The following is a 25,128-nucleotide window of genomic DNA, read 5'->3' on the forward strand; positions in this document are numbered from 1 at the left end:
GCGGTAGGTTGATGCCATGCTTCACACGCGCGTGGTCGCGGAGTTTGGTGACGCGCCCACCGAGCTCCGAGAGTTCTTGACGACAGCACTCGGCGCCCGGTGGTCCGATGGCGGCCAGGAGTTCGATGTCGCGTTTCGGTACGCGGAGACTGCATCCAATCACGTGAAGCTGGCGGGCAGGGTAGCCACCTTCCGCGCTCTGAGCCCTGCCGTTCCACTCGAGGCGCTGATTGCTGAGGCCGTTCGCGTGGCGAAAGAGCGGGAGAGCTGGGAGGTGACCGCGGTGGAGGTGCTCAGCGAGACAGTCGGGGGCACCATCGAGGAGGGGTTCGACCGCCTTGTCTTCCGCGCGAGCTGTGTGGCGCGTGTCACCCAGACCCCGACACCTGTTGCGTAGCCGCTAGAACCGGGCAGCAGCTCGCGAAGGCCTCAGAATCGTATTCCTTTCGGTTCGAGATTGCTGCCCGCATCGCGCTGTCACCGTCGTTAACCGCCGTGCCCTTTCGGCCTAGCACACAAGGCCTTATGCTTGCGCAGACGGAAGGACGACGTGAGAGCTTTAGAGAGCGCTACAGGCATCGAACTGACTGACGAGCGCGTGGCCGTGGTGGGCGACGTCCACGGAAACTTCCGTTGGCTGGACACCCTCGCCCGAGCAGTGCACGCGCTTGCCCCGGACGTCGCGACCCTCTTGCAACTGGGTGACTGGTGGATGAACCCAGACACCACGGACGAGGCCTTCGCCGGGACCAGTGTCGAGCGCATCTACGTGACGCTCGGCAATCACGAGCCCTGGGGCCAGATCACGCCGTTGCTCGACGCGCACCCTGGCGAAGCCGTTCGGGTCTCCGAGATCACTTGGATTCTGCCGAGGCCTGCTCGCCTCACCATCGGCGGCCGTAGCGTCCTCTCGCTTGGAGGCGCGGTATCCGTCGACAGGGCATGGCGCCAGGAGGGCTTCAGCTACTGGAAGGACGAAGAGATCACCAGTGAGCACGTGAAGGCGGCCGTCGCCGGCGGTGCTGCGGACCTCATGCTCACCCACGAGCCGCCGGCGGGAACGCCGGTGCGCGCGGTACAGCAGATTCTGCGCGCGAACCCGATGGGCTTCCCTGATGACGCACTTCGGGACTCGGCCACATCCCGCGCGCGAGTCGCCAAGGTGTGGAACATCGTGTACCCGGAGCTTCTCATTCACGGCCACATGCACGCACCCGGGGGCGGCCAGACCGACGATGGGCTACGTGTGGCAAGCCTCGGTCAGGACGGACAGCAGGGCAACCTCGGGTTTCTCGACATGCAGACCCTGCGCATCGAGACGCCGACGCTCCGCCAGATCCGGGAAGCCGCCGGGAGATGACCGACGAGGACCCTTGGGCCCGGATCGTCGGCCCCTGCTACACATCCGCCTCACTAGCCCGGGTTCTCAGGTGGACGGAGACCGACGTTACGGAGGCTGCGGCGTCGCTCCGGATCCTCGAGGTAGTGACGAATGACGGCGCTGTGCTCTACCCCGCCTTCCAAGTGGCCGATGGACGAGTGGTGGCGGGGCTGCCAGAGGTGCTCCAGGTCCTCAGCACAGGCACACGGTCGAGGTGGACCTGGGCACAGTGGCTGAACGGTCGACTGAAAGACGAGGACGGAAACAAGCTGCCCAGCGCTGTCGAACAACTCAGCGCCGGCGAGCTGGACGATGTCCTGCGTGAAGCCCACCATGACGCGTGGGCATGGAGCAGCTAGCAGCCGGGCAGAGACGAGCAGAGATAGGGTGACCGCATGGGCGCCGTCTACGTTCTCCACAACTGCTCGATGGCCGGCTTGGTGAAGATTGGCATGACAACTGGCACAGCGGAAGATCGCGCCAAGCAGCTCTACACCACGGGCGTTCCCGCCCCGTTCGTCGTCTTGTTCTCGCAACCATCGCGTGACCCGCTGAAGCTCGAACGAGCCGTTCATGAAGCACTCGCAGAGTTCCGAGACAACACGGGGCGTGAGTTCTTCCGCGTCACACCTCGCCGCGCGATTGAAACCATCATCGCGGAAGCGGCGGACGATGTGCCCCTCATGCACCCCACGGCTGAGCGCGACATCACCGTGCTGCTGCGTACCCGCTGGGGTAGCGCGCTCTCCCAAGACCTGACGCACGCCAGACTCAAGCACACGGCGTTCGGGACGACACTCATCGCTGACTTCAAGAACAGCCTCGGTTCCCGGCTCAGCAAGACCGACCTCGAGATCATCTGGGACGACGACGCACCGTTCTTCGCAGCCGACATGAGCGTCGACGAAGCGGCGGAACGTTTCACGGAACTAGATGCCGTCACTCTCTTGATGACAACAGACTTGCTCGACCCGGCTGTCGGTGAGGCCATCGATGACGCGCGCCGCAAGGGGATCCCGACCGAGCGGATAGACACGCTTCTCACCCGTCTGGCATCCAGCGACCCTCCGCTCCCCCGCCACAGCGTCATTGAGGAGATCCACCGCCTCGACGTGGATCAATGGGGTTCACTGACCCCCGTCGACCTGCCGGATTGACGTCGAGGACGAACCTCTTCGGGTGCTCGTGCGACATCGACGACACGCCGGACGCTCATTCCACAGGATGTCGATTGTCGGACAGCGATTTGTCGTTTTCCCTGTGGATGGATCGTACGTAACTGTGATTCCAACTAGAGCCGGTTGAGCTCTTCGTCGAACAAAGCTGTGGAAGAAACTGTGGACAACCCGTGGCCTCAGTCCCGCATCCGCGACGAGCTGCCGACCCGGCTGAACATCGGCGCCCTGGAAGAGCTCAGCACGATATTGGGCGTGTCCGTGAAGATGCTCATTCGCCGCTCGCACACATCTTCGCGCCGCCGCTGCCGAGCCCGAAGCGGTTCTGGGACCTGGGCCGTGCCATTCGCTCCATCATCGACGAGTACCCGTCGGACAGGAAGATCGCCGCTATCGGCAGCGGGCACCTGTCCCTCGAGCTGGGTGGCCCGCGGCAGTTCGGTGAGACCGGGCCTGACCCCGTCTTCGACCGCAAGGCCATCGACTGGCTCGCCTCCGGCGACATCGACGCGATCCTCGAAAACGTCACGCACGAGAGCATGAGCGGGTCCGGCAACGCCACCCATGGATTCCTGGACCTCATCCTGATGATGGGTATCGCCGGCCCGGAGAAGGCGGCCTACGTCGATGAGCTCGACCTGTTTCACACGCGCGAGATGTACATGACCTGGTACCCGGAAGGAGACTCCCGATGAGCGTCTACTACGTCAACAAGTTCCTGTTCCAGGTGGATGGCAACCCGGAGCTGCTCGCTCAGTACAAGAGCGAACCCGAGGCCCTCGTCGACCGGTGGGAAGCGGAGTACGGGCGCCGGCTGGGAACGAACAACTCCATCGAGACGACTTCCTGGTTGGAATTCACCGACCAGGAGCGTCGCGCGCTCATCGAGCACGACTACGTCACCCTCTTCGAGATCGGCGCGCACTTCTTCCTCTGCCTGACGATCTTCATCGCCATCTACGACGAGGACTACCTGAAGAACAGCGGTCCGCTGTCCTTCCAGCGGGAGTACGCCACCAAGCTCTCCCACTGGTTGGGCAAGGACTACCCCACCGTCGCCCTCTAAGATCCCGGGGTGAGGTCGCCCACGCACACCGCGGCCTCACCCCGGCAATATCGACAGCGGCACGACAGAGACGGACGGGTGATGGAGAAGTTCGAGACGTTCACGGGCGTGGCGATGCCCCTGAAGAAGACGAATGTCGACACCGACCAGACCATCCCCGCCCGCTTCATGAAGCGGGTGACGAAGACCGGCTACGAGGACGCGCTGTTCCACTCCTGGCGACAAGACCCCGACTTCGTGCTGAACGACGCCCGATACGAACGCGCGTCCACCCTCATCGCCGGAGCCGACTTCGGAACCGGGTCCAGCAGAGAGCACGCTGTCTGGGCGTTGAGGGACTACGGCTTCCGCGCCGTCTTCAGCCCACGGTTCGCCGACATCTTCCGGGGCAACTCCGGCAAGCAGGGTCTCCTCGCGGGTGAACTTCCGCAGCCCGCCATCGAGCAGGTGTGGCGGACGCTCGATGCAGACCCGGACACGGAGATCACTGTCGACCTGGAGTCGCGAACGCTGCAGGCAGGTCCCGAAACTCTCGATTTCGAGATCGACGACTACACCCGGTGGCGCCTACTGGAGGGTTTGGACGACATCTCCCTCACGTTGCAACACGAGGACGTCATAGCCGCATTCGAGCAACGGCGCCCGGCCTGGCTGCCCAGGACGCTCCCCGCACGCTGAGGGCATCCCCGCAGACCCCGCCCGTCCGATGCGGCCCAGGGTTCACCACTCCCAACCCGGGATCGCCGATAGCCGATCCCGCTGGAAGCTGTTCAACGCATCCCTCCGCTGAACGGCGATCCACTCACGCTCCGCGCGAGACAGATCACCGTCCGCGCGCGAGAGGTCGCCCGCCCGAAAGGCGGCACCCTCCACGCGCCGCGCGGTGCGCGCCCATCGGTGGGCGTCACTGGTCGCCGCAAGCCCATCCATCTCGTCGATGCATGCGACGAGAGAGTCGAGGGCGGCGCGCTCGTCGGCGTTCAGGCTGGCGCTCGGACGGTGAAAAAGGATTGCGGTGGGAGTCAGGTAGTCGGTCACGCCTTGGATATGCGCGGTGCCCTCCTGCGGCAGTGACAGGTCACATATCGACGGCGGCGAAGAATTCCGAGACGCTCATCTCGAACGCGGCACTCAGTCCGACGATGCTTGCAAGAGTGGGGTTCGCTGGGCTGACGCTCCCCGCTGCACCGGATCCCTTACCCGCCTCAAAGAGCTGGATCTGATTCTTCGTCAGGCCGGACGCATGAGCCAGTTGCTCCTGCGTCAGTTGGTGTTCGTGGCGAAGCGACTTCAGTGATGCACCGAATTCCTTGGCCTTGTCGTAATCCCACATCACATGAAATTGTGCGGCACAAGGCCTGAGCGAAAACACCCTGCCCGGCAGGCCTTGCTTGTGAGACCTCACAAGCAAGGTTTATTGTTCATCTATCCTGCGACTTATCGCGGGGGTTTACGCATGCCACGCGGAGCCGACACATACGGATTCTCAGGGCCGCTGCGCACCGCGGGTGCGACGGGTTCTGACCTCTGTGCGGCCATTTGCTGTCTGAGAGCGTCCAACCGGCGATCTACTTCGACAGGAACAGGTGTCGACGCGGACACCGTCGTCGGGATCACGGTGTCATCTTCAGCGTCGTTGTTCGCGCCGAACCATGCCCCAGTCTGCTCGGAAATCGCCTCGGCGACGGCGGGGAAGTGGCCCATCCAGAACATCAGGTCCGTGAGTTGCGCCATGGTCTCCCCGCGGAAGACCCGACGCACTCGATCCGCGCCGAGACCTCGTTCGGCAATGCGCTCAGCAAAGGCCACCGGGGTGAGCCCCCGCGACTTCAACAGTTCCGCCCGCACCGTTGAGGCCATCACGTGCTGCACCATCGCGGCCCGATATCGCTCACTGGTCACGGCGACCTCATGAACAGGCTCGAGAAGACCCGGTGCGGATCCGAACGCTTTCGGCTGCTTTACGAGTTCCCGGGGCACGAAAGCGAACCCGCGACCGTCAATAGGTCGCACCATGGAGCCTCCATCCTGCTGATTATGCACTGCACGAACTGGCTAACACCCAGGTGCGGTTGCCTATTCCATGCTTCGAAAAAGAATACACGCGAGAAGTGGTTTATCGGACGTGTTCCGTTACGAGAGCTGCCGCCTAGGAGAGCGTGCGGAAAAACCAGAAACACCTTATCCGGGAGTCCAAGCAGCTCCACTACAACGACACCACCTGGGCTCGACGCCACCATGTCGTGCTCCGCGAGAACCTGGGCACCCTGCGGGGTGTCGCAACCGTCGGCTCCGCCCTCGTCGAGGCGCTCCGTCGCGCCTCGTGGGCCATCCTGCCCCTGGCGGTGGTCGCGTTCATGACGGACTACGTCCCGAAAATCGACCGGGCAATGTGGGAGCGCATCGGCCCGTTCGTCCGCGACGCCGTGTCCGTCGCGGCACCGATGACCCCGTACTCCGCGGAGGTTCTCATCCGGGCCGCGTCGCACTTCGTCTCCTGGTGCCTGCGGCGAGGATGGCCGCTGGACGCGGAGACCATCTGGTCTCGGCAGGCCATCGACCTGTACGTCAACGACAAGCGCCTCAAGCTCGCCGACGGTACCCGCCGCAACTACCGCGGCTACCTCATGCGCATCTCCGAAGTCCTGCTCCCCGAGGAGCACGGCGAGAAGATGACCGCTCTCAGTCGCAAGACCACGGCCGCGCCGTACACGGCGGAGGAGATGTCCGAGTTCCGGCAGTGGGCGGTCGCGCAGCGCACCCCGCTCAAGGTGTACCGCTGCATGCTCGCGCTCATCATGTGCGCTGGTGCGGGTCTCCGGGCGGGTGAGCTGGTTGAGGTCCGCGCGGAGGATGTGGAGCGGACCTCCGCGGGCGGTTACGTCGTTCACGTGGCCGGTGACCTTGAGCGCAGCGTGCCGGTGCTCGCCGAATGGGACGAATGGATGGCAGCCGTCCTCGAAAAGGTCCCGGCCGGACACCAGACGCTGTGGGGGATGCCGAACCGGAAACGGCCCACTGCGGCGCTGTCCGCGTTCACCCAGCACACGGACGGCGACGCCCCGAACGGACTCCGCTTGCGCGCAACCTGGCTCGTCACTCACCTGCGCACCATCGCCCACATCAAGTCGCTGTTCATCGCCGGCGGCTTCGAGAAGTTCGAACACCTCGGCCGGCTCCTGCACTACGTCGAGGATGTCCCCGACGACAACTACATCGACTTCCTGCGTGGGGAGGTCGAGCTGTGAGCACCGAGCTGGACCTCGACACCGAACTGCGAAACGTTATCGGCGTCGGCCACTTCGCCTACAAGCGGGCGATGGCAGTGACCGGTGAGATGCCGATGGAGCTGTTCAACAGTTTCGTGGACATCGTCGACCGTTCCGGCGTACCGCAGGCCCTGGAAGGCTGGGCGCAGGCGAAGCGCAAGAAGGCATCGGGTCGGAAGGCCCTGATTCCGTTCCGCGCCGTCCTCGTCATCGAACTCATCACCGCGGTCTGGAGCAAGGGCGCGCAATACCAAGAGTTCGCCGACACCCTCGCCCACCGTCTCTCCGCCGAGCAGTTCGAGGCGCTCGGCATCCGGTGGGAGGAAGCCGACGAGAACACCTGGTACCACCGACACTGGCGCGCCAAGAGCCGCCTCAGCCACCTCATCGACCCGTACTACCTCACCCAGAAGAGGCGCCGACTCACCCTCAAAGAGCAGGTCGACGCCGAGTCCGCCCGCGATGAGACCCGCGCCGACCGCAGCCGCTGGGTGCGACAGGCGCTCGTGGACGCATCCGTCGCACTGCTCCCGCAGCGCTACCGCGAGCGCTACAACGGAGACGTCTCCGTGGACTCGACAAACGTCCCCATCCTGGGCAAGGTGCACTCGCGGGCGACGACCCTCGTGCGTAACGGGAAGCCACTCAACGACCCAGAAGTCCTCGAGTACAGCAAGTCTCTCGGTCCCGGAGGTCTGGCAACCAACGTCGACTTCACCGCCGGCACCTACAACCACGCGCATCGAGACGACGCGCCCAAGATGCCACCCATCCCGGCATTCGAGATGGACATCGTCACCATGATGGACACCGAGGGCTACGACCGGAAACGCCACCCCGCGTTCTGCCGCCTCATCACCGGGGTCGGCTTCCACCGCCCCGGCAACATCAAGCACGAACCGCGGGAAGCCATGCACCAGCACTCGCGCACCTTCGAACAGCGCGGCATCGCCGCCGCCGACCGCGCGTTCAACGGCCAGAAGTCGGAGAACTTCCAGCAGCCCCTCCGCGTCGACGGATGGGAGTTCGCCTTCGACTACAAGAAGGACCAGTTCGGCGTCCAGGCGACCGTTCCGGGCTATCACGCCATCGTGGTCGATGGAGCGTTGTACGTGGACTACATGCCCAACCGTCTCCGGTACATCACCTACTGGTTCCACAACGACGAGCCTGACCCGGAAACCGGAGAGCTGTTCACCTGGCAAGACGTCGAGGACGCCATCGAAGCCCGCAAGGCATACGCGCTGAAGCGGCACGGCGGCATCCGAAAGGAAGCGGCAAAGCGCGGTAAGCAGCGCTTCACGTACCCGGACCCCCGCACCTACATCGCATTCGACCCCGCGACCGGCAAAAGGGTCTCCGCGGCGAAGAACACGCTGCGCGGCGGCTTCCAGCTGGACCCGCACGCCGACGTCGTCAAGCACCTCCAGCGTTACGCCTGGGGCACGAGCGAATGGAAGCAGGCCTACGGCCAGCGCAACCAGGTCGAGTCCGTCAACAAATCCATCAAGCACACCCGCTTCACGGACCTGGAGTCCGCCGCCAAGCGCCCCGGTCGCGGCGAGGCCTATCACAGCCTCGCGACTGCGCTGATGGCAGTTGCATACAACGTGCGCGTCCTCGTGCGTGCCCTCATCGAGGAATGCACGCCAGAGGGTATGCGTCGCCGAAAGTCGAAGAAGAAGTTCTCAGCCGAAAAGGTCCAGCATGCGCGACCAGCGACCAGGGAACCGCTCGCGCCCCCTGCGTAGCCGGCGACACGCTCCGAACAGAACAGAAAGTCGAATGGCCCCCCGAGGGGCTATTCGTCGTGGGCTCATACTGCGGCGAGCGCGGATTGGCCGGTTCGAGGGCGATGCCTGCCGAAAAATGAAGCGGCGGTTGCCCCGATTCTCACCGAGGCAACCGCCGAACTCGCATTTCATGAACTGATTCACATGTTTTTCATGAACCAGCCCTGTGCGCGAGGGGGGACTCGAACCCCCACGCCCGCAAGGACACTGGCACCTGAAGCCAGCGCGTCTACCATTCCGCCACTCGCGCGAGTGTCTCGTTCCGAAGAACTCAACCTCGTAAGGCTATCACGCGTCACGACCCCACGAGAAACTCCCCCCGCACCCCGAAAAACCCCGGAAATCCGCGACTGCGAGCCCGTCGCGGGGCGGATCTTCAGCACACCTGGCTACGATGGCCCTACCAGTTGGCATGCCAGAGGAGCCCAGTGGGACTACTTGACAGCTTTGAGAAGGGTCTCGAGCGCGCCGTGAACGGCGCGTTCGCGAAGACCTTCCGCAGCGGCATCCAGCCGGTGGAGATCGCTTCGGCGCTTCGGCGCGAGGCCGACACGAAGGCGGCGGTCGTCAGCCGCGACCGCATCATCGCGCCCAACAACTACGTGGTGCGCCTCAGTGCCGACGACGCCGAGCGCATGCGCGGACTCGGCGGTGCGCTGACCGACGAGTTGCACGCCCTCCTCACGAAGCACTCGAAGTCGCAGGGCTACAGCTTCGCCGGCCCGCTCTCGATCGCACTCGAACCCGACGAGAAGGTGTCGACGGGAACGGTGCGCGTGAGCTCGGGAACGGTCGAAGGCCGTGTGAGCTGGGAGGCTGTGGTCGACGTCGACGGTCGCCGTCACCGCATCACCCGCGCACGCACCGTCATCGGACGCGGCACGGATGCCGACATCACCATCGCGGATGCAGGATCGAGCCGCAAGCACGCCGAGATCCTGTGGGACGGTGAGCGCGCCATGATGCGCGACCTCGGCTCCACCAACGGCACCAAGGTCAACGGGCAGAAGCTGCGCGAAGCGGCCCTCCCCTCCGACACCACGATCACGATCGGTCGCACCGATCTCGTCTTCCGCGTCGTGCCGCAGTCGGTACCGGCGCGTGTCAGCGACGCCACCCGTGCGTTCGGAGGCATCCATGAGTGAACTGGTCCTCCTGCTCCTGCGCATCGGTTTCCTGGTGCTGCTGTGGTTCTTCGTGTTCGGCGTGGTCTACTCGCTGCGCGCCGACCTCTTCGGCGTGAAGGTGCGCAAGCTCCCGGCCGAGGCAGCTGCGGGTGCCCCGGCATCCGGTACCACCGCCCCGGCGGCCCCTGTCGCGAAGCCGGCCGCGGCGAAGCCCGCCTCCGCCAAGCCCTCCACCGGGCCGGCGACCGTCGCGACCGCCCAGCGCCTCGTCATCACCTCGGGCCCGAAGGCGGGACTCGAACTCCCCCTCGGCAACGACACGCTCACGATCGGCCGCTCGAGCGAGTCGGCGCTGGTGATCCGTGATGACTACACGTCCAGCCACCATGCCCGCCTGATCCTGCGCGGCGACGCGTGGGCGGTGCAGGACCTCGACTCCACCAACGGCACGTTCGTCGCGGGCCAGCGCGTCGGCAACTCCCCCGTCTCGCTGTCGCTCGGCACCCCCATCAAGGTGGGCGCCACGACCTTCGAGCTGCGAGCCTGACGCCGGCATGGTCTTCGAGGGCTCGAGCGCTGCGATCTCCCATACGGGCAAGATCCGCTCCAACAACCAGGACTCCGGGTACTCCGGGGCCAACCTGTTCGTCGTCGCCGACGGCATGGGCGGCCACGCGGGCGGCGATGTCGCCTCGAGCCTGGCGATCCAGCGCCTCGAACCGCTCGACCAGGCCTACGCCTCGACCGACGACGCGCAGGCGTCGCTGCAGGCCGCCGCGACGACCGCTGCGGGCGATCTCATCCGTGCCGCGAAGGACCGCCCCGAGCTCGCGGGCCTGGGCACCACGGTCAGCGCGATCATCATGGTCGACGAGTACGCGGTCATCGGCCACATCGGTGACTCGCGCATCTACCTGTATCGCGACGACGTCCTGACGCAGATCACCGCCGACCACACCTTCGTGCAGCGGCTCGTGGACTCGGGCCGCATCACGCCCGAGGAGGCCCGCTACCACCCGCGTCGCTCGGTGCTCATGCGCGTGCTCAGCGACATGGACTCCGACCCCGAGCTCGACATGTTCGTCATGCCGACGCAGCCGGGCGACCGCTGGCTGCTCTGCTCCGACGGCCTCTCAGGGGTCGTCGACGAGAATCGCATCCTCAAGGCGATGCGCCTGGGCCTCGCGCCGGGGCGCACGGCCGACAACCTCCTCAAGCAGGCCCTCGACGGCGGTGCCCCCGACAACGTCACGATCGTGCTCGTCGACGTCGGCGGGCAGCACCCGCTCTCCTCCGGCACCCCCACGATCGTCGGCGCGGCCTCGAACCCCTCGGGCATCATCGTGCCGCCGGTGCGTGCACCGCGCGGCAACTGGCTGCATCCCGTGCGGCAGGCGGCCAACGATCCCAGCCACTTCGAGCCGGCCGCCGAGTACCTCGAAGAGCTCATCGAGGAGGACCGTCGACGCGCGACGCGTCGCCGGGTCGGCTGGATCGCCGCGATGTTCCTGGTGCTCGCGATGCTCGGGTTCGCCGCCTTCGCGGCCTACAGCTGGACGCAGACCCGCTACTTCATCGGCGCCGACGACGACAGCGTGGTGATCTTCCAGGGCGTGCAGCAGAACATCGGCCCGATCACCCTGTCGACGCCCGTCGAAGACACCGACATCCTGCTCGCGAACCTGCCCGAGTACCAGCGCGCCTCGGTCGAGCGCACGATCACGGCCCGATCGCTGTCGGATGCCATGGCCATCGTCGACCGCCTGCGAGCGGGTGCGGATGCCAACGCGCTGCCGACCCCGCTCCCCACGCCGACCCCGACCGAGACGCCCGCCGAAGACGGGGGTGACGGATGAGCACCGACGTCTCCGCCGACACCGCGGTCATCAAGGCTCTGAAGCGCATCCGCACCCCGCAGAAGCAGCGCAACCGCGAGTTCTGGCTGCTCCTGTTCGCCGTGCTGATCGCCGGCTCCGCGCTCACCCTCGTGCAGCTCGGCGCCCTCGGCACGGTCGACCCCGCCATCCTCGCGATCGGCGGCGGCCTGGCCGTGCTCGCGTTCGCTCTGCACATCGTGCTGCGGGTCGTGGCATCGGATGCCGATCCCTTCGTCGTTCCCATCGCCACCCTGCTCACGGGCCTGGGCATCGCGATGATCTACCGGATCGACATCGCCAAGTCGTTCACGGGGTGGGATGCCTATTCGACGAAGCAACTCGCCTGGACCGGCATCTCGCTGGCGGGCGCGATCGCCGCGGTGATCCTGCTGCGCAACTACCGCGTCCTCTTCCGCTACACGTACATCTTCGGTTTCGTCGGCATCGTGTTCCTGCTGCTGCCGTTCGTGCCCGGCCTGCGCATCCCCGACGCGAATGCGGCCGTCTGGGTCTCGCTCGGCGGTGCGTTCGCCTTCCAGCCGGGTGAGATCGCGAAGATCTGCCTCGCGATCTTCTTCGCGGGCTACCTCGTGCGCACCCGCGAGAGTCTCACCTCGGCGGGCACGCGCTTCCTCGGCATGACCTGGCCGCGCATGCGCGAGCTGGGTCCGGTGCTGGTGGTGTGGCTGATCTCGCTCGGCATCATCGTGCTGCAGCGCGACCTGGGCACCGGAACCCTGATCTTCGGCATGTTCGTGGCGATGCTGTACGTCGCCACCGGCAAGACCAGCTGGGTCGTCATCGGCCTCGGGCTCGTGGCCGCGGGCGTCGCCCTCGCGACGCAGATCCTCAGCTACGTGCGCGGGCGCTTCGTCAACTGGCTGTTCCTGTTCGACCCGAACCAGGTAGACCCCGAGAACGCCGGCTACCAGCCCATGCAGGGCCTGTTCGGTCTTGCGCACGGCGGGCTCATCGGCACCGGCTGGGGTCAGGGTCGCCCCTGGGTCACTCCCCTGGCCCACAGCGACTACATCATCACCAGCCTCGGCGAGGAGATCGGGCTGATCGGCCTGTTCGCGATCCTCTGCCTGTACATGGTGTTCGTGAGCCGCGGCGTGCGCATCGGTCTCGCCGGTCAGGACGACTTCGGCAAGCTGCTCGCGATCGGCTTCTCGTTCACGATCGCCCTGCAGGTGTTCATCATGGTCGGCGGCGTGACCCGCCTCATCCCGCTGACGGGTCTGACCACACCGTTCCTCGCCGCGGGCGGTTCGTCGCTCGTCGCCAACTGGCTCATCGTGGCACTGCTGCTGCGCATCTCCGACGGCGTCCGCCGCCAACCGAGGGTGGTGATCGGATGACACGCGCCCTTCGACGCGTCGCTGCGCTCCTTGCTCAGGAACCGCGCTGCACGTCACCCCGAGGGGGTGCCGTATGACTCGTGAACTGCGTCGCCTGAGCATCGTGATGCTCTTCATGTTCATCGCGCTGTTCGCCGCCACCAGCTGGATCCAGGTCGTCGACGCCGACGCGCTGGCCCAGAACGACAACAACCAGCGCACGCGCCTCGACAGCTTCGAGATCCAGCGCGGCTCGATCATCATCGACGGGGCGAACGTCGCGACGTCCGTGCCGTCGAACGATCGTTACCAGTTCCAGCGCGTCTATGCCGACGCCGGCATGTGGGCACCTGTCACCGGGTACTTCAACGCCGCCCTGGATTCCCGCACCGGCATCGAACAGGCGATGAACGCCGATCTGTCGGGTACCGGTTCGAGCGCGTTCTTCTCCGAGATCGAGCGCATCCTCTCCGGGCAGCCGCAGACCGGCTTCAGTGTCGAGCTCTCCCTCGACGCCGCGGCGCAGAAAGCGGCTTACGACGCGCTCGGAGGACTGCAGGGCGCGGTCGTCGCGATCGAACCGAGCACGGGCCGCATCCTCGCCATGGTCTCGACGCCCGGCTTCGACACGAACCTGCTCGCCACGCACGATGCGGATGCTGCGAACGCGACGTACGACCAGCTGGTGCAGGACCCGCTCAAGCCGCTCTCGAACCGTGCGATCGCCGGTGACCTCAACCCGCCGGGCTCGACGTTCAAGCTCGTCGTGGCGGCCGCGGCCTACGCGAGCGGTGACTTCACGCCCGACTCGACGCTCCCGAACCCCGCCTCGTATACGCTTCCCGGCTCGAGCAACCGCGTGTCGAACGCGTGGGGCGGCACATGCGGCGGCGGCGAGACCGTCACGATCGCCGAGGCGATCCGCCTCAGCTGCAACATCCCGATGGCCGAGCTCGCGGTCAAGCTCGGAGACGACGCGATCCGTGAGATGGCCGAGAAGTTCGGGTACAACCAGAGCTTCGAGACCCCGCTCGAGTCGACGGCGTCGAGCTACCCGCGTGCGCTCGACGACGCGCAGACGGCCCTCTCCGGATTCGGGCAGGGACAGGTCACCGCGACGCCGCTGCAGGTCGCCATGATCTCCGCCGGAATCGCGAACGACGGGCTCGTGATGAACCCGCGGATGGTCGACCAGGTGATCGGCAACGACCTCTCGGTGGTGCGTTCCTACGACGACACCGAGTTCGGCCGTGCGCTCGAGCCCGACGTCGCCGACGAGGTCACGGATGCCATGGTCGCGAGCGTCTCAACGGGCGCTGCGCAGGGTGCAAGAATAGACGGGATCGACGTGGCCGGTAAGACCGGCACCGCTGAGAACGGAAACAAGCCGCACACGTTGTGGTTCACCGGCTTCGCGCCGGCGGACGACCCCGCTGTGGCGGTGGCAGTCGTCGTCGAAGACGGCGGAGGACAGGGTCAATCCGGATCCGGCGACACGATCGCCGCTCCGATTGCGAAGAAGGTCATAGAGGCGGTGCTGGGCAGATGAGACCGACGCAGGGTGTGTCGTTCGGTGGTCGTTACGAGCTGCAGTCGCGTATCGCGATCGGTGGCATGGGTGAAGTCTGGGAGGCGACGGATCACGTCATCGGACGTACCGTCGCGATCAAGATCCTCAAGGACGAGTACATGGGTGACCCCGGGTTCCTCGAGCGCTTCCGCGCCGAGGCCCGTCACGCCGCACTCGTCAACCATGAGGGCATCGCGAGCGTGTTCGACTACGGCGAGGAGAACGGCAGCGCCTATCTCGTCATGGAGCTCGTCCCCGGCGAGGCGCTGTCGACCGTGCTCGAGCGAGACGGAGCGCTGAGCGCCGACAAGACGCTCGACATCGTCGCCCAGACGGCATCCGCTCTGCAGGCCGCGCATGCGGCCGGTCTCGTGCATCGCGACATCAAGCCGGGAAACCTGCTGATCACGCCCGACGGCCGCGTCAAGATCACCGACTTCGGCATCGCGCGCATCGCCGACCAGGTGCCGCTCACGGCCACCGGTCAGGTCATGGGAACCGTGCAGTACCTGTCGCCGGAGCAGGCGTCGGGTCACCCGGCCTCCCCCGCGACCGACACGTACTCGCTCGGCATCGTGGCCTACGAATGCCTCGCCGGCAAGCGCCCCTTCACGGGCGAGTCGCAGGTGGCGATCGCGATGGCGCAGATCAACGAGCAGCCGCCGCCGCTGCCGCCGACCGTGCCGATCCCCGTGCAGAACCTCGTCATGGCGATGATCGCGAAGAAGCCGAGCGACCGTCCGTCGTCGTCGGCCACCGTCGCGCGCGCCGCCCAGGCGCTGCGCCGCGGCGACCTGAACTCCGCGGCGATCGCCGTGCCCGCCATCGCGACGGGCGGAGTCGCCGACGACGCGACACGCATCCTCACCGCGAACGGCGACGACGGGGCCACCCGCGTGCTGCCGACCACGGCGCAGCTCCCCACCGGAGCAGGCGACGACGAAGCGCCCGACGGCACGAAGAAGAAGAAGCGCAGTCCCTGGACGTGGCCGCTGGTCGCACTGATCGCTCTGCTGGTGATCGTGCTCGGCGGAACCGTCTTCGCGCTCATGAACCAGGGAGGCGGAGAGGCCGACCCGACTCCGAGCACGTCGACCTCGACCACGCCGACCCCGAAGCCCACTCCGACCGAGACCACGCCTCCCGAACCGGAGCCGGTCGACGTCGATGCCCTGCAGCTGCCGGGGATGACGTGCGAGGCGGCCCTGCAGGTCGCCCGCGATGCGGGTCTGGTCCCGAACTGCGTCACCGGCACGACCATCGCGCCCTCGGCCGACCTCCAGGGTGCCGTCGAGCGCGTCGAACCGCGCGGCTCGGTCGACGTCGGCAGTGACATCACGCTGTACCTCTACGCGAACCAGGCCGAGGTCGGTGCCCCCAACAACGCGCCGACGTTCTCCGGCACCTTCCTCGAGGGCAGCACGGCGACGATCAACTGGACGGCGTTCTCCTGCCCGAACGGCACCGGAACCCTCTCCTCGTACGAGGTGACGATCACGAACGCCTCGTTCGCGGGGCCGGGCCAGCCGGCCGTGACCACGAAGAGCTTCGGACCGGGTGAGACGACCGCAGGTATCTCGATCAACACCGGCACGGCCGGGCAGGTCGTCACCGGCACCTACAAGGCCTTCTGCGGTGACCGCGAGTCGGGTGTCTCCCCCCAGGGACAGTCCACCGCCATCCAGGGCGCGGTCGTCGACCCGGGCAACGGAGACGACGGCGGTGACGGCGGGAATACAGGCAACGGAGGGTAGCCTTTACTCCACCGCACATCACGTCCAGTTGTCCCAGGGGGGTCATCCGTGTCCACAGAGCCACGCGTTCTCGCGGGTAGGTACCGCGTCGACGAGCTCATCGGGCACGGCGGCATGGCGAAGGTCTACCGCGGGTACGACCTGACCCTCGGTCGCGAGGTCGCGATCAAGATCCTCGACCCCGACCTGGCGCGCGACACCGCGTTCCGCACCCGGTTCCGGCTCGAGGCGCAGGCAGCGTCGCGCATGTCGCACCCATCGATCGTTCGCGTCTTCGACGCCGGCGACTCGGCGGCGGACGCCTCGTCCGACGACCCGCCCTACATCGTGATGGAGCTCGTCAAGGGCACGCTGCTCAAAGACATCATCGCGGCGGGACCCGTGCCCCTCGACGACACGATCCGCTACGTCGACGGCATCCTCGAGGCGCTGAACTACTCGCACCGCGCAGGTGTCGTGCACCGCGACATCAAGCCGGGCAACGTGATGGTCACGCCCGACGGCAAGGTCAAGGTGATGGACTTCGGCATCGCCCGTGCCGTCTCCGACTCCTCGTCGACGGTCGCCGAGACCACGCAGATCATCGGCACGGCCGCGTACTTCTCACCCGAGCAGGCCAAGGGCGAGCCCGTCGACGCCCGTGCCGACCTCTACTCCACCGGCGTCGTGCTGTACGAACTGCTCACCGGTCGCCAGCCGTTCCGGGGCGAATCGCCCGTGGCCGTGGCCTACCAGCACGTCAGCGAGACCCCGGTGCCGCCCACCGAGCTCAACGAGGACTCCCCGGGCGCCCTCGACCCGATCGTGCTGCGCGCCCTCGCCAAGGATCCGTACCAGCGCTACCCGGATGCCGCGCACTTCCGGTCGGCTCTCGACGCCGCGGTCGCGGGCGAAGCCCCGACCCGCAAGCAGCTGGGCGCGCTCACGAGCGAGCTCTACGGCGCCAACCCGCGCCAGGCGCAGGAGACGGCTCGATCGCTGCGCCAGCTCAGCACCGACACCACGATGGCGCGCACGCAGTCGGGTCCGCCCGTCGCGTGGATCTGGGCCGGTGTCGCCCTGCTCGCCGTGCTCATCGCCTCGGTGCTGTTCTGGGTGGTCACGATGCGTCCCCCCGAGGTGCCGCAGACCGCTCGCGTGGTGCCCGACCTGGTCGACGTCGCCTCCGACCGCGCGCAGTCCGATCTCGCCGAACTCGACCTCGAGGCGAAGCTGGTGCTCGAGACGAGCTCCGATATCGCCGAGGGCAACGTCATCCGCACCGATCCGCAAGCCGGTGTCGCCATCGAGAAGGGCGACCTGGTCACCATCTACGTCTCGACGGGTCAGGAGACGGTCACCGTCCCCGCCATCGAGGGCATGGCGCTCGACGCCGCCCGACAGGCGTTGACGGATGCCGGACTCGAACTCGGCACGGTCATCCAGAGGAATGATCCCGAGATCGCCGGTGACACGGTCATCGAATCGAGTCAGCCGGCTGATACCGAGGTCGCGCCCGGAACGGTCGTGAACCTCGTCGTCGCGAGCGGCAAGATGGCTCTCTATAACCTCGGGGGCTTCACGGTCGACGCGGCGAAGCAGGAGCTCGAGAAGATCGGTCTCGTGCCCAGCCCGGTCGACCAAGGTGAGTGCGCGCCGAAAGAGGTCCCGAACACTGTGCTGTCGATGTCTGCGGCGCCCGGTGACGTGGCGATCGGGACGACCGTCGAACTGCGCTTCTGCTCGACCGTTCCCGCCGACTGACCTCGGTTCGCGCTACACCAGCGGATCGAGCCCGGCCGATCGCGCCACGGCATCCGTGTCGCCGGCGAGAGCGAGCCAGTTCGCCAGCAGGCGGTAGCCGCTCTCGGTGAGCACGCTCTCGGGGTGGAACTGCACGCCGACGATCGGCAGGTCACGGTGTGCGATGCCCATGATCGTGCCCGATGCGGTCTGCGCAGTGGCGCGCAGAGCCTCGGGAAGATCGGATGCCGCGATCCCGAGCGAGTGATACCGCCCGACGTCGAAGGGGGAGCGGATGCCGTCGAACAGCGCCGAGCCGTCGTGCACGACCGCCGACACCATGCCGTGCATGAGCTCGGGCGCCGCGGTCACCGGGGCGCCGAAGGCCTCGCCGATCGCCTGGTGACCGAGACAGACGCCGAGCAGCGGCATCCGTCGTTCGGCCGCGAGTCGCACGGCATCGACCGAGACCCCCGCGTCTGCCGGGGTGCCGGGGCCGGGAGAGAGGAGTAGGGCGTCGAACGCGGGAAGGAGCGCGTCGAGTTCTGCGGCGTCGACGGCATCCGCCTCGATCATCGAGGTCTCGGCGCCGAGCTCGTGGAGGTAGCCGACGAGGGTGTGCACGAAGCTGTCGTGGTTGTCGACCACGAGCACCCGGGTCATTCGAGGTCGACCTCGCCCGGGTTGATGATGGGGCTGATCCACGGGAAGACGTACCAGAACAGCCCGTAGAGGATCGCACCGACGACGACGAGCACGATGAGCAGACGGATCCACCAGGGGCCGGGCAGCAGGCGCCAGATCGCGGCGTACATGTTTCTCCTCGTGCCTCTAGATGGACGGTGCCGCCGGGGGCGGCGGCGGGTCGGTCAGCGCCGGGGGCGGGCCCTCGGCGCGGGGCTGGAAGCTCTCGAACACCCCGTAGGCCACGATGCGCTCGGCCAGCGAGTACAGGGGAGAGCACGCGGTGAGGGTGATATAGCGCTCACCGGTCGCGACGTCGGGCATCTGCGGCACGTCGGCGAGCACGTCGGTCTGCGTCGGCTTGACGTACTCGAGCGTGCGGAACCGGTAGGTGTACCAGCCGTCCTTGGTCTCGACGACGATCGCGTCGTTGATCTGGAGCTTGTCGAGCTGGTTGAACGGCTTACCCCACGTCGTGCGGTGCCCGGCCATCGCGAAGTTGCCGACCTCGCCGGGCATCTTCGAGTTGGTGTAGACGCCGATGCCGAGGTTGTCGAGCGTGCGGGCGCGCGTCGTGCCACCGTAGATGCCGTAGTTGTAGTCGGCACCGAAGCGCGGGATGTGCATCTGGCCGAGCTGCTCGGTGTCGGCGGGCGGCGCGGGGATCACCGGTTCGTAGTACGTCGTACCGTCATCGCCCTGGACGAGCGGCGGGAGCTCGGGCGTCGGGCCGGCGGCCCACTCAGCCGAGACGGCCGCTCCCTCTTCGTTCTTCTGGGCGGCGATGATGATGTCGCCGATCCACATCTGCCAGGCGACGAACAGCAGAACGAGTACGCCGGCGGTGAGCAGGAGCTCCCCGAGGACGCTCGCGAACGTGGCGCGCGACCGTCGACGGGACCGTTGCGCGCGTCGCCCCCCAGGCACGACGGATGCAGTCATGGCGCGATCTTATCCCGTCGCGCTGTGGGCGTGCCGCGCGTGTCGCGCGGCGCCCCGGCATCCGCACTCGGGATCGTCATCCGACTTCGGTACAATGCTGGAATGGCACGAGACCGAAAGACCGAAGAACCCGCTGTCGAGCGCGCCGAAGGCGACGCCGCTCCCAACGCCGTGTGGTTCAAGCCGGTGATGATCGGCTTCATGCTGCTGGGCCTCGCGTGGATCCTCGTGTTCTACATCTCCGGCCAGCAGTTCCCGATCCCGGGTCTCGGCAACTGGAACCTCGGCATCGGCCTGGGCATCGCGCTGATCGGTTTCCTCATGACCACGCGCTGGCGCTGATCTCCGCACCCACGACTTCCGAAGGCCCTTCGCTCCGGCGAGGGGCCTTCGTCGTTCCCGGGTGGCCGGTATCCCCAGGAACTCACAAGCCACCCACAGAGTTATCCACAGGTCTATCCACACCTGGGGAGAATTACACGAGTGTTATTCACAGGTGTTAACAGAGTTGTTAACAACCTCTCATCAGGCCAGAATGATCAGCGGGGGAACGACGAAGACCACGACGAGCAGCACGATCGTCAGCGCCGCCAGGGTGATGATCTGCCAGATCCGCTGCTCCCGGCGCTTCGTCTTGACGATGATGTAGGCCACGAGGGCGCCCACGACGAGTCCGCCGAGATGGGCCTGCCACGAGATCCTCCCGCCGCCGAAGAACAGCCCGTAGACGAAGTTGATCCCCAGGATCACCAGGAGTCCCGTGACATTCGCTCCGATGTGGCGGCCGATGATGAGCAGCGCCGCCATCATCCCGAAGATCGCGCCGGAGGCTCCGACCGTCGGCTGACTCGGGTCGAGAAGAGCGACCATCACCGAGCCACCGAGACCACTGATCAGATAGAGCGCGAGGAAGCGCACGCGGCCGAGCATGGGCTCGAGGCTCTGGCCGATCAGGAACAGAGCCAGCATGTTCAGCGCCAGATGGACGAAGCCGCCGTGGGCGAACACCGCCGTGAGCAGGCGCCAGGGTTGGAAAGGCGCTCCGGAGAGTTCGGGGTAGAGGTAAGCGGCCGCGAACACCATCTGCTGCGTGAGTGCCTCACCCACCCCGGGAATGAGCTGGATGAGACCGATCAATGAGGTCACCGCCAGGAGGGCGTATGTGACCAGTGGCCGCCCGCTGCGGGTGATACCCATGGCGGCGGCCGTCGAACCTCCGCCCCAGCGGCGCTCGGCGCGCTTCTGCGCGGGGGTGCGGTTCTTGCGCTCGGCCTTCATGCACTCGGGGCAGATGACCCCGACCGCTGCGGGCGTCTGGCATTCGCCGCAGATCGTACGCAGGCAGCGCTGGCAGAGCACGAAGCTCTGCCGATCCGGATGCCGGTAACAGAAGTTGTCGCGATTGCTCGCGAACTCAGGCGTCGTCATCCGGATCGGCGATCGTCGTCGTCAGGCCGCGACGATGTCGATCGACTGGAGCACGACGGGCTCGATCGGGCGGTCACCGGCGCCGGTGGGAACCGAGCCGATCTTGTCGACGACGGCCTTCGAGGCGTCATCGGCGACCTCGCCGAAGATCGTGTGCTTGCCCTTGAGCCACGGGGTCGGGTCGGTCGTGATGAAGAACTGCGATCCGTTCGTGCCCTCGGCCTCGCCCGTGATGGCATTGCGGCGCAGGCCGGCGTTCGCCATCGCGAGGATGTACGGCTGGTCGAAGTTGAGCTCGGCGTTGATCTCGTCGTTGAAGTTGTAGCCCGGACCACCGACGCCCTGACCGAGCGGGTCGCCGCCCTGGATCATGAAGTTCGGGATGATGCGGTGGAAGATGACGTCCTTGTAGAGAGGACCCTCGCCCGGCTTGCCGGTGGCGGGGTGCGTCCACTCCTGGGTGCCGTCGGCGAGGCCGACGAAGTTCTTGACCGTCTTCGGGGCCTGATCGCCGAAGAGGTTGATGACGATGTCACCGTGGTTGGTGTGCAGGGTTGCGACATGGGAAGCGTGAGGCATACGTCCATTCTCGCAGAGCTTCCGGTGTGTTCGCCGGGTTCTCCTGCACATCTCGGGATAAGTCAAGGGGTGGGCGATTCCCTCCCCCCGTACAGACTTGTCTGGCAGGATGGGGAACCCGTACTCCACATCGACAGGAGAGCATCGTGAGCCTCAGCCGCAAGCGGAAGAAGCAACTGCGTCGTCTTCAGAAGGACGCGAACCAGCTCTGGGAGGCGCAGCAGGAGCTCGTCGGGCACGCTGCCGGCGTCGCCCGAGAGGCCAGCCACCAGCTCGGCCACTCCTACCGGGAGCAGGTCGTACCGGTTGTGCAGGACGCCTACAACCGTCGTGTCGCCCCCGTGGTCGACCGCGGAGTGAAGATCGGCAAGCACGTGGTCGACGACAAGGTCGTTCCGATCGTCGGCGGCGTCGTGGGCAGTGCCCTCAGCGCCTGGGACGTCGCGAACAACAAGCGTCACGGCATCGTCGCCCCGGTCTCGAAGAAGATCAAGAAGGCGCAGAAGGCGCACCAGAAGAAGCAGCAGAAGAACTCGGGCCTCGGCTCGATCGTCGCGCTGATCCTCGGTGCCGCAGCGGCCGCCGCGGTGCTCTACGCCGCGTGGACCGCTCTGCGCGCGGACGACGAGCTCTGGGTCGCGGACGACCCGCTCTCCGCGCCCGACGCGTGAGCGCCGAACGCTCCACCGACCCGCATGCGCGGGTCACCGACGCCGCCGCTGCTCGCGGTCTCGACATCGAGATCCGCGAGCGGCCGGAGGCGCGGAGCCTCTTCGAGGCAGCCGAGCTCCTGGGGCTCGACCCGTCCGGCATCGTGAAGACCCTCGTGGTCAAGCGCGCCGACGACACCTACCTCTTCGCCCTGATCCCGGGTGGACGCTCGATCTCGTGGCCCAAGCTGCGCGCCGTCGTGGGCGTGAACAAGCTACGGCTCCCCGAGGCCGACCTGGCTCTCGCCGCCACCGGTTACGAGCGCGGCACCATCGTGCCGATCGGCAGCACGACCGACTGGCCGGTCTTCGCCGACGAGTCGATCGTCGGGCAGCGCATCGCCATGGGAGCGGGGGCGCACGGATACAGCCTCTTCGTCGAGGCCGACGATCTCATCGCCGCCTACGGCGCCACCGTCGCCGACATCTCGGTTCCCGAGGAGCCGCGCGTCTGAGACGCCTCGTCCCGGGCATCCGCTCTCCCCGCTGTTGCGGTCAGAAGATCCCGGCCATGCGCAGCGAGATGTCGACGAGCTTGACCCGCTGCAGCTCGGCCACGGCCGAGCGCGTGAACCATCCCGCCATGTCGGTCGACCCGTCGGTCTCGTAGCGCAGCTTGCCGCCCGTCACCGTCGCCCGGTACACGATGCGGAGGGTGTGCAGCGGCCGATCGGCCTTGTGCACGCGCTGACCGGCGGGGATGACCCGGGAGTGGATGCCGAGCAGCTCGCCGACCTTCACCGTGTATCCGGTCTCCTCGCGGAGTTCGCGGCGCACGGCGTCTTCGGGCGACTCCCCGGCTTCGAGGCCCCCACCGGGCATCGTCCACGCGACGCGGCGACCCTCGATCCAGCGCGCGAGAAGCAGGCGATCGTCGTCGTCCGTGACGACCGCGTATGCCGCCACACGCAGGTCCATGCCCCCACACTAACCGGCCCTCACCGGGGGATCTCCGCGTATGACGGATGCCGCGGCCGATCGATCACGAATAGAGAAGCCACCGGGACCGCCACGTCTTTACGCTGAGTTCATCAGTAATCCCGAGAGGAGCCGTCATGGGCGAGGACACGAAGAACTTCACCGCTGAAGAGCGCGAGGCCATGCAGGCGGCCGCGAAAGAGGCCAAGGCGAAGCGCTCTCGCGCCAAGAAGACGCCCGAGGAGCAGCGGGCGGCGGGCGAGGCCGACCTCAAGGAGGCGATCGACAAGCTGCCCGACGAGAACGACAAGAAGCTCGCCACCGCCCTGCACGAACTCGTCATGGAGGTCGCCCCCGACCTCATGCCCCGCACGTACTACGGCATGCCCGGGTGGGGGAAGGACGGCAAGGTGCTGTGCTTCTTCCAGCCGGCGAGCAAGTTCAAGGTGCGCTACGGCACGTTCGGCTTCGAACCGATCTCGAACCTCGACGAGGGCACGATGTGGCCGACCGCCTACGCCCTGCTCGAGCTCACCGCGGCGAACAGGAAACTGCTCACCGAACGCATCCGTCTCGCCGTGAGCTGAGGCGCGTGGCGGAGTAGCGTGGGTCGGGTGAGCACTCTGCCTTTCGACTCCTCCGTGTACGCCGCTCGACTGGAACGCGCATCCGCGCTGGCCGCCGAGGCCGGACTCGACGCTGTCGTCGTCGGCCCCGGCCCCGACCTGAAGTATCTGGTGGGCGTCGAGGGCGACACGATCGAGCGCCTGACGGCCCTGGTGCTCGGCCCCGGCCTCGAGGCCACGGTCGTCGTGCCGCGCATGGAGCTCGCGAAGGTGCGCAGCACAGCGGTCGGCTCGCTCGGGCTCGCGGTATCGGACTGGGTCGACGGAGAGAACCCCTACGACCTCGTCGCGGCGGCAGTCGGGAAGACGACCCGGGTCGGGGTGTCGGATGCTCTGCCCGCCCTGCACGTGATCCCCCTCGGCGAGCGGTTGAGCACCGGTCTGGAACTCGCGACTCCGGTGCTGCGCGAGGGGCGCATGATCAAGGATTCCGCCGAGGCCGCCGAACTGCGTCGCGCGGGCGACGCGATCGACGCCGTGCACCGCCGCGTGCCCGAGTGGCTGCGCGCCGGTCGCACCGAGCGCGAGGTCGCCGCCGACATCGCCGAGGCCATCGTCGCCGAGGGGCACGAGACCGTCGAGTTCGTCATCGTGGGGTCGGGGCCGAACGGCGCCGACCCGCATCACGAGGTGTCGGACCGCGTGATCGAAGACGGCGACATCGTGGTCGTCGACATCGGGGGAGCGGTACCCAGCGGTTACAACTCCGACAGCACACGCACCTATGCGGTCGGCACGCCCGATCCGGAGGCGGCCGAGCGCATCGCCGTGCTCGTGCGCGCGCAGCAGGCGGCAGTGGATGCCGCACGGCCCGGCGTCACGGCATCCGAGGTCGACGCCGCCGCCCGGCAGGTGCTCGCGGATGCCGGCCTGGGGGAGGCCTTCCTGCACCGTACCGGTCACGGCATCGGCGTCTCGGTGCACGAGGAGCCCTACATCGCTCCCGGCAACGATCTGGTGCTGCGCGAGGGCATGGCCTTCAGCATCGAGCCGGGCATCTACTTCGCAGGGGAGTGGGGCGCGCGCATCGAGGACATCGTCGTGCTCACCGCCGACGGCTGCGAGCGACTCAACACCTCCGAGCACGCCCTGCGCTCGGTCTGAGGTCGCGCTGCGCGCGCTACCACCCCGCTGAGGGGCTGGGTCCCTGAGCCTGTCGAAGGGCCC

General features: G+C 67.0%; 30 protein-coding genes and 1 tRNA gene. 21 read left to right on the forward strand and 10 right to left on the reverse strand.

Annotation, left to right across the window (positions count from 1 at the left end; translation table 11 throughout):
• Positions 1-16: 16 nt before the first annotated feature.
• The 7 genes from ACIPVN_RS09920 (at position 17) to leuD (ending at position 4,300) form a co-directional block, all read left to right on the forward strand.
• Positions 17-397: a hypothetical protein gene (locus ACIPVN_RS09920; RefSeq protein ID WP_400442505.1), complete on the forward strand. Its 381-nt coding sequence runs from the start codon at positions 17-19 to the stop codon at positions 395-397.
• A gap of 153 nt (positions 398-550) precedes the next feature.
• Positions 551-1,360 (forward strand): metallophosphoesterase, encoded by an 810-nt coding sequence (locus ACIPVN_RS09925; protein WP_400442507.1) that lies wholly within the window; start codon positions 551-553, stop codon positions 1,358-1,360.
• Positions 1,357-1,740 (forward strand): hypothetical protein, encoded by a 384-nt coding sequence (locus ACIPVN_RS09930; RefSeq protein WP_400442509.1) that lies wholly within the window; start codon positions 1,357-1,359, stop codon positions 1,738-1,740. Before ACIPVN_RS09925 ends, ACIPVN_RS09930 begins: the two co-directional genes overlap by 4 nt.
• 36 nt (positions 1,741-1,776) lie before the next feature.
• Positions 1,777-2,538: a GIY-YIG nuclease family protein gene (locus ACIPVN_RS09935; RefSeq protein ID WP_400442511.1), complete on the forward strand. Its 762-nt coding sequence runs from the start codon at positions 1,777-1,779 to the stop codon at positions 2,536-2,538.
• Positions 2,539-2,729: 191 nt separating this feature from the next.
• Positions 2,730-3,251, forward strand: a complete 522-nt coding sequence (locus ACIPVN_RS09940; RefSeq protein WP_400442513.1) for a hypothetical protein — start codon at positions 2,730-2,732, stop codon at positions 3,249-3,251.
• The gene (locus tag ACIPVN_RS09945; RefSeq protein ID WP_400442515.1) at positions 3,248-3,622 is read left to right on the forward strand and encodes a hypothetical protein; all 375 of its coding nucleotides are present in this window, start codon (positions 3,248-3,250) and stop codon (positions 3,620-3,622) included. The genes ACIPVN_RS09940 and ACIPVN_RS09945 overlap by 4 nt, the downstream gene beginning before the upstream one ends.
• Positions 3,623-3,703: 81 nt before the next feature.
• Entirely contained in the window at positions 3,704-4,300 is a 597-nt protein-coding gene (gene leuD, locus ACIPVN_RS09950) for a 3-isopropylmalate dehydratase small subunit (protein ID WP_400442517.1), read from the forward strand.
• A 42-nt stretch (positions 4,301-4,342) separates the two neighbouring features.
• Here leuD and ACIPVN_RS09955 read toward each other — a convergent pair whose 3' ends face one another.
• The 3 genes from ACIPVN_RS09955 to ACIPVN_RS09965 all read right to left on the reverse strand — a co-directional run bounded on the left by ACIPVN_RS09955 (position 4,343) and on the right by ACIPVN_RS09965 (position 5,638).
• On the reverse strand, positions 4,343-4,660 hold the full coding sequence (locus ACIPVN_RS09955) for a hypothetical protein (RefSeq protein ID WP_400442518.1): 318 nt from the start codon (positions 4,658-4,660) through the stop codon (positions 4,343-4,345).
• Positions 4,661-4,700: 40 nt separating this feature from the next.
• Complete coding sequence (locus ACIPVN_RS09960) at positions 4,701-4,955, reverse strand: helix-turn-helix domain-containing protein (RefSeq protein ID WP_400442520.1); 255 nt, start codon at positions 4,953-4,955, stop codon at positions 4,701-4,703.
• Positions 4,956-5,059: 104 nt separating this feature from the next.
• Entirely contained in the window at positions 5,060-5,638 is a 579-nt protein-coding gene (locus ACIPVN_RS09965) for a hypothetical protein (RefSeq protein WP_400442521.1), read from the reverse strand.
• A gap of 143 nt (positions 5,639-5,781) precedes the next feature.
• Between ACIPVN_RS09965 and ACIPVN_RS09970 the strand changes: the two genes are divergently transcribed.
• Together ACIPVN_RS09970 and ACIPVN_RS09975 are read left to right on the forward strand one after the other, a co-directional pair.
• Positions 5,782-6,870 carry a hypothetical protein gene (locus tag ACIPVN_RS09970; RefSeq protein WP_400442523.1) on the forward strand — a complete coding sequence of 363 codons (1,089 nt, stop codon included), beginning with the start codon at positions 5,782-5,784 and terminating at the stop codon, positions 6,868-6,870.
• A complete protein-coding gene (locus ACIPVN_RS09975; protein ID WP_400442524.1) occupies positions 6,867-8,642 on the forward strand; it encodes a hypothetical protein in 1,776 nt (591 codons plus the stop codon). The genes ACIPVN_RS09970 and ACIPVN_RS09975 overlap by 4 nt, the downstream gene beginning before the upstream one ends.
• Positions 8,643-8,851: 209 nt before the next feature.
• Here the strand turns inward: ACIPVN_RS09975 and ACIPVN_RS09980 are convergent.
• Positions 8,852-8,934 (reverse strand) — tRNA-Leu (locus tag ACIPVN_RS09980).
• A gap of 178 nt (positions 8,935-9,112) precedes the next feature.
• Here ACIPVN_RS09980 and ACIPVN_RS09985 point away from each other — a divergent pair.
• The 7 genes from ACIPVN_RS09985 (at position 9,113) to pknB (ending at position 18,095) form a co-directional block, all read left to right on the forward strand.
• Positions 9,113-9,829 (forward strand): FhaA domain-containing protein, encoded by a 717-nt coding sequence (locus ACIPVN_RS09985; protein WP_400442526.1) that lies wholly within the window; start codon positions 9,113-9,115, stop codon positions 9,827-9,829.
• Complete coding sequence (locus ACIPVN_RS09990) at positions 9,822-10,358, forward strand: FHA domain-containing protein (protein ID WP_400442528.1); 537 nt, start codon at positions 9,822-9,824, stop codon at positions 10,356-10,358. Before ACIPVN_RS09985 ends, ACIPVN_RS09990 begins: the two co-directional genes overlap by 8 nt.
• Before the next feature lie 7 nt (positions 10,359-10,365).
• Positions 10,366-11,667: a PP2C family protein-serine/threonine phosphatase gene (locus tag ACIPVN_RS09995; protein ID WP_400442530.1), complete on the forward strand. Its 1,302-nt coding sequence runs from the start codon at positions 10,366-10,368 to the stop codon at positions 11,665-11,667.
• Positions 11,664-13,049, forward strand: coding sequence for an FtsW/RodA/SpoVE family cell cycle protein (locus ACIPVN_RS10000; protein WP_400442532.1), 1,386 nt, complete (start codon positions 11,664-11,666; stop codon positions 13,047-13,049). The genes ACIPVN_RS09995 and ACIPVN_RS10000 overlap by 4 nt, the downstream gene beginning before the upstream one ends.
• A 73-nt stretch (positions 13,050-13,122) precedes the next feature.
• A complete protein-coding gene (locus ACIPVN_RS10005) occupies positions 13,123-14,577 on the forward strand; it encodes a penicillin-binding transpeptidase domain-containing protein (protein WP_400442534.1) in 1,455 nt (484 codons plus the stop codon).
• On the forward strand, positions 14,574-16,352 hold the full coding sequence (locus ACIPVN_RS10010) for a protein kinase (protein ID WP_400442536.1): 1,779 nt from the start codon (positions 14,574-14,576) through the stop codon (positions 16,350-16,352). The genes ACIPVN_RS10005 and ACIPVN_RS10010 overlap by 4 nt, the downstream gene beginning before the upstream one ends.
• 48 nt (positions 16,353-16,400) lie before the next feature.
• Positions 16,401-18,095 (forward strand): Stk1 family PASTA domain-containing Ser/Thr kinase, encoded by a 1,695-nt coding sequence (gene pknB, locus ACIPVN_RS10015; protein WP_400442538.1) that lies wholly within the window; start codon positions 16,401-16,403, stop codon positions 18,093-18,095.
• 12 nt (positions 18,096-18,107) lie between these two features.
• Here pknB and ACIPVN_RS10020 read toward each other — a convergent pair whose 3' ends face one another.
• From ACIPVN_RS10020 to ACIPVN_RS10030, 3 genes are read right to left on the reverse strand one after another with little or no spacing between them, the layout of a single operon-like run.
• On the reverse strand, positions 18,108-18,737 hold the full coding sequence (locus tag ACIPVN_RS10020) for an anthranilate synthase component II (RefSeq protein WP_400442540.1): 630 nt from the start codon (positions 18,735-18,737) through the stop codon (positions 18,108-18,110).
• Positions 18,734-18,889 carry a hypothetical protein gene (locus ACIPVN_RS10025; RefSeq protein WP_391479659.1) on the reverse strand — a complete coding sequence of 52 codons (156 nt, stop codon included), beginning with the start codon at positions 18,887-18,889 and terminating at the stop codon, positions 18,734-18,736. The genes ACIPVN_RS10020 and ACIPVN_RS10025 overlap by 4 nt, the downstream gene beginning before the upstream one ends.
• Positions 18,890-18,905: 16 nt before the next feature.
• Positions 18,906-19,700 (reverse strand): class E sortase, encoded by a 795-nt coding sequence (locus ACIPVN_RS10030; RefSeq protein WP_400442542.1) that lies wholly within the window; start codon positions 19,698-19,700, stop codon positions 18,906-18,908.
• A gap of 102 nt (positions 19,701-19,802) precedes the next feature.
• Between ACIPVN_RS10030 and ACIPVN_RS10035 the strand changes: the two genes are divergently transcribed.
• Positions 19,803-20,042: a cell division protein CrgA gene (locus ACIPVN_RS10035; RefSeq protein ID WP_247624028.1), complete on the forward strand. Its 240-nt coding sequence runs from the start codon at positions 19,803-19,805 to the stop codon at positions 20,040-20,042.
• 183 nt (positions 20,043-20,225) lie between these two features.
• Here ACIPVN_RS10035 and ACIPVN_RS10040 read toward each other — a convergent pair whose 3' ends face one another.
• Positions 20,226-21,128: a rhomboid family intramembrane serine protease gene (locus tag ACIPVN_RS10040; RefSeq protein ID WP_400442544.1), complete on the reverse strand. Its 903-nt coding sequence runs from the start codon at positions 21,126-21,128 to the stop codon at positions 20,226-20,228.
• Positions 21,129-21,149: 21 nt separating this feature from the next.
• Positions 21,150-21,707 (reverse strand): peptidylprolyl isomerase, encoded by a 558-nt coding sequence (locus ACIPVN_RS10045; protein WP_400442546.1) that lies wholly within the window; start codon positions 21,705-21,707, stop codon positions 21,150-21,152.
• Between the two features lie 146 nt (positions 21,708-21,853).
• Between ACIPVN_RS10045 and ACIPVN_RS10050 the strand changes: the two genes are divergently transcribed.
• Positions 21,854-22,378 carry a DNA helicase gene (locus ACIPVN_RS10050; RefSeq protein ID WP_400442548.1) on the forward strand — a complete coding sequence of 175 codons (525 nt, stop codon included), beginning with the start codon at positions 21,854-21,856 and terminating at the stop codon, positions 22,376-22,378.
• A gap of 65 nt (positions 22,379-22,443) precedes the next feature.
• Positions 22,444-22,872, forward strand: a complete 429-nt coding sequence (locus ACIPVN_RS10055; RefSeq protein ID WP_400443351.1) for an aminoacyl-tRNA deacylase — start codon at positions 22,444-22,446, stop codon at positions 22,870-22,872.
• A 40-nt stretch (positions 22,873-22,912) separates the two neighbouring features.
• Here ACIPVN_RS10055 and ACIPVN_RS10060 read toward each other — a convergent pair whose 3' ends face one another.
• Entirely contained in the window at positions 22,913-23,335 is a 423-nt protein-coding gene (locus tag ACIPVN_RS10060) for an NUDIX hydrolase (RefSeq protein WP_400442549.1), read from the reverse strand.
• Positions 23,336-23,472: 137 nt separating this feature from the next.
• Between ACIPVN_RS10060 and ACIPVN_RS10065 the strand changes: the two genes are divergently transcribed.
• Positions 23,473-23,922: a hypothetical protein gene (locus ACIPVN_RS10065; protein ID WP_400442551.1), complete on the forward strand. Its 450-nt coding sequence runs from the start codon at positions 23,473-23,475 to the stop codon at positions 23,920-23,922.
• Positions 23,923-23,949: 27 nt separating this feature from the next.
• Positions 23,950-25,065: a M24 family metallopeptidase gene (locus tag ACIPVN_RS10070; RefSeq protein WP_400442553.1), complete on the forward strand. Its 1,116-nt coding sequence runs from the start codon at positions 23,950-23,952 to the stop codon at positions 25,063-25,065.
• Positions 25,066-25,128: the final 63 nt, after the last annotated feature.

Source organism: Microbacterium sp. NPDC090003, assembly GCF_044748385.1.
In the GTDB taxonomy this organism is placed as follows: domain Bacteria; phylum Actinomycetota; class Actinomycetes; order Actinomycetales; family Microbacteriaceae; genus Microbacterium.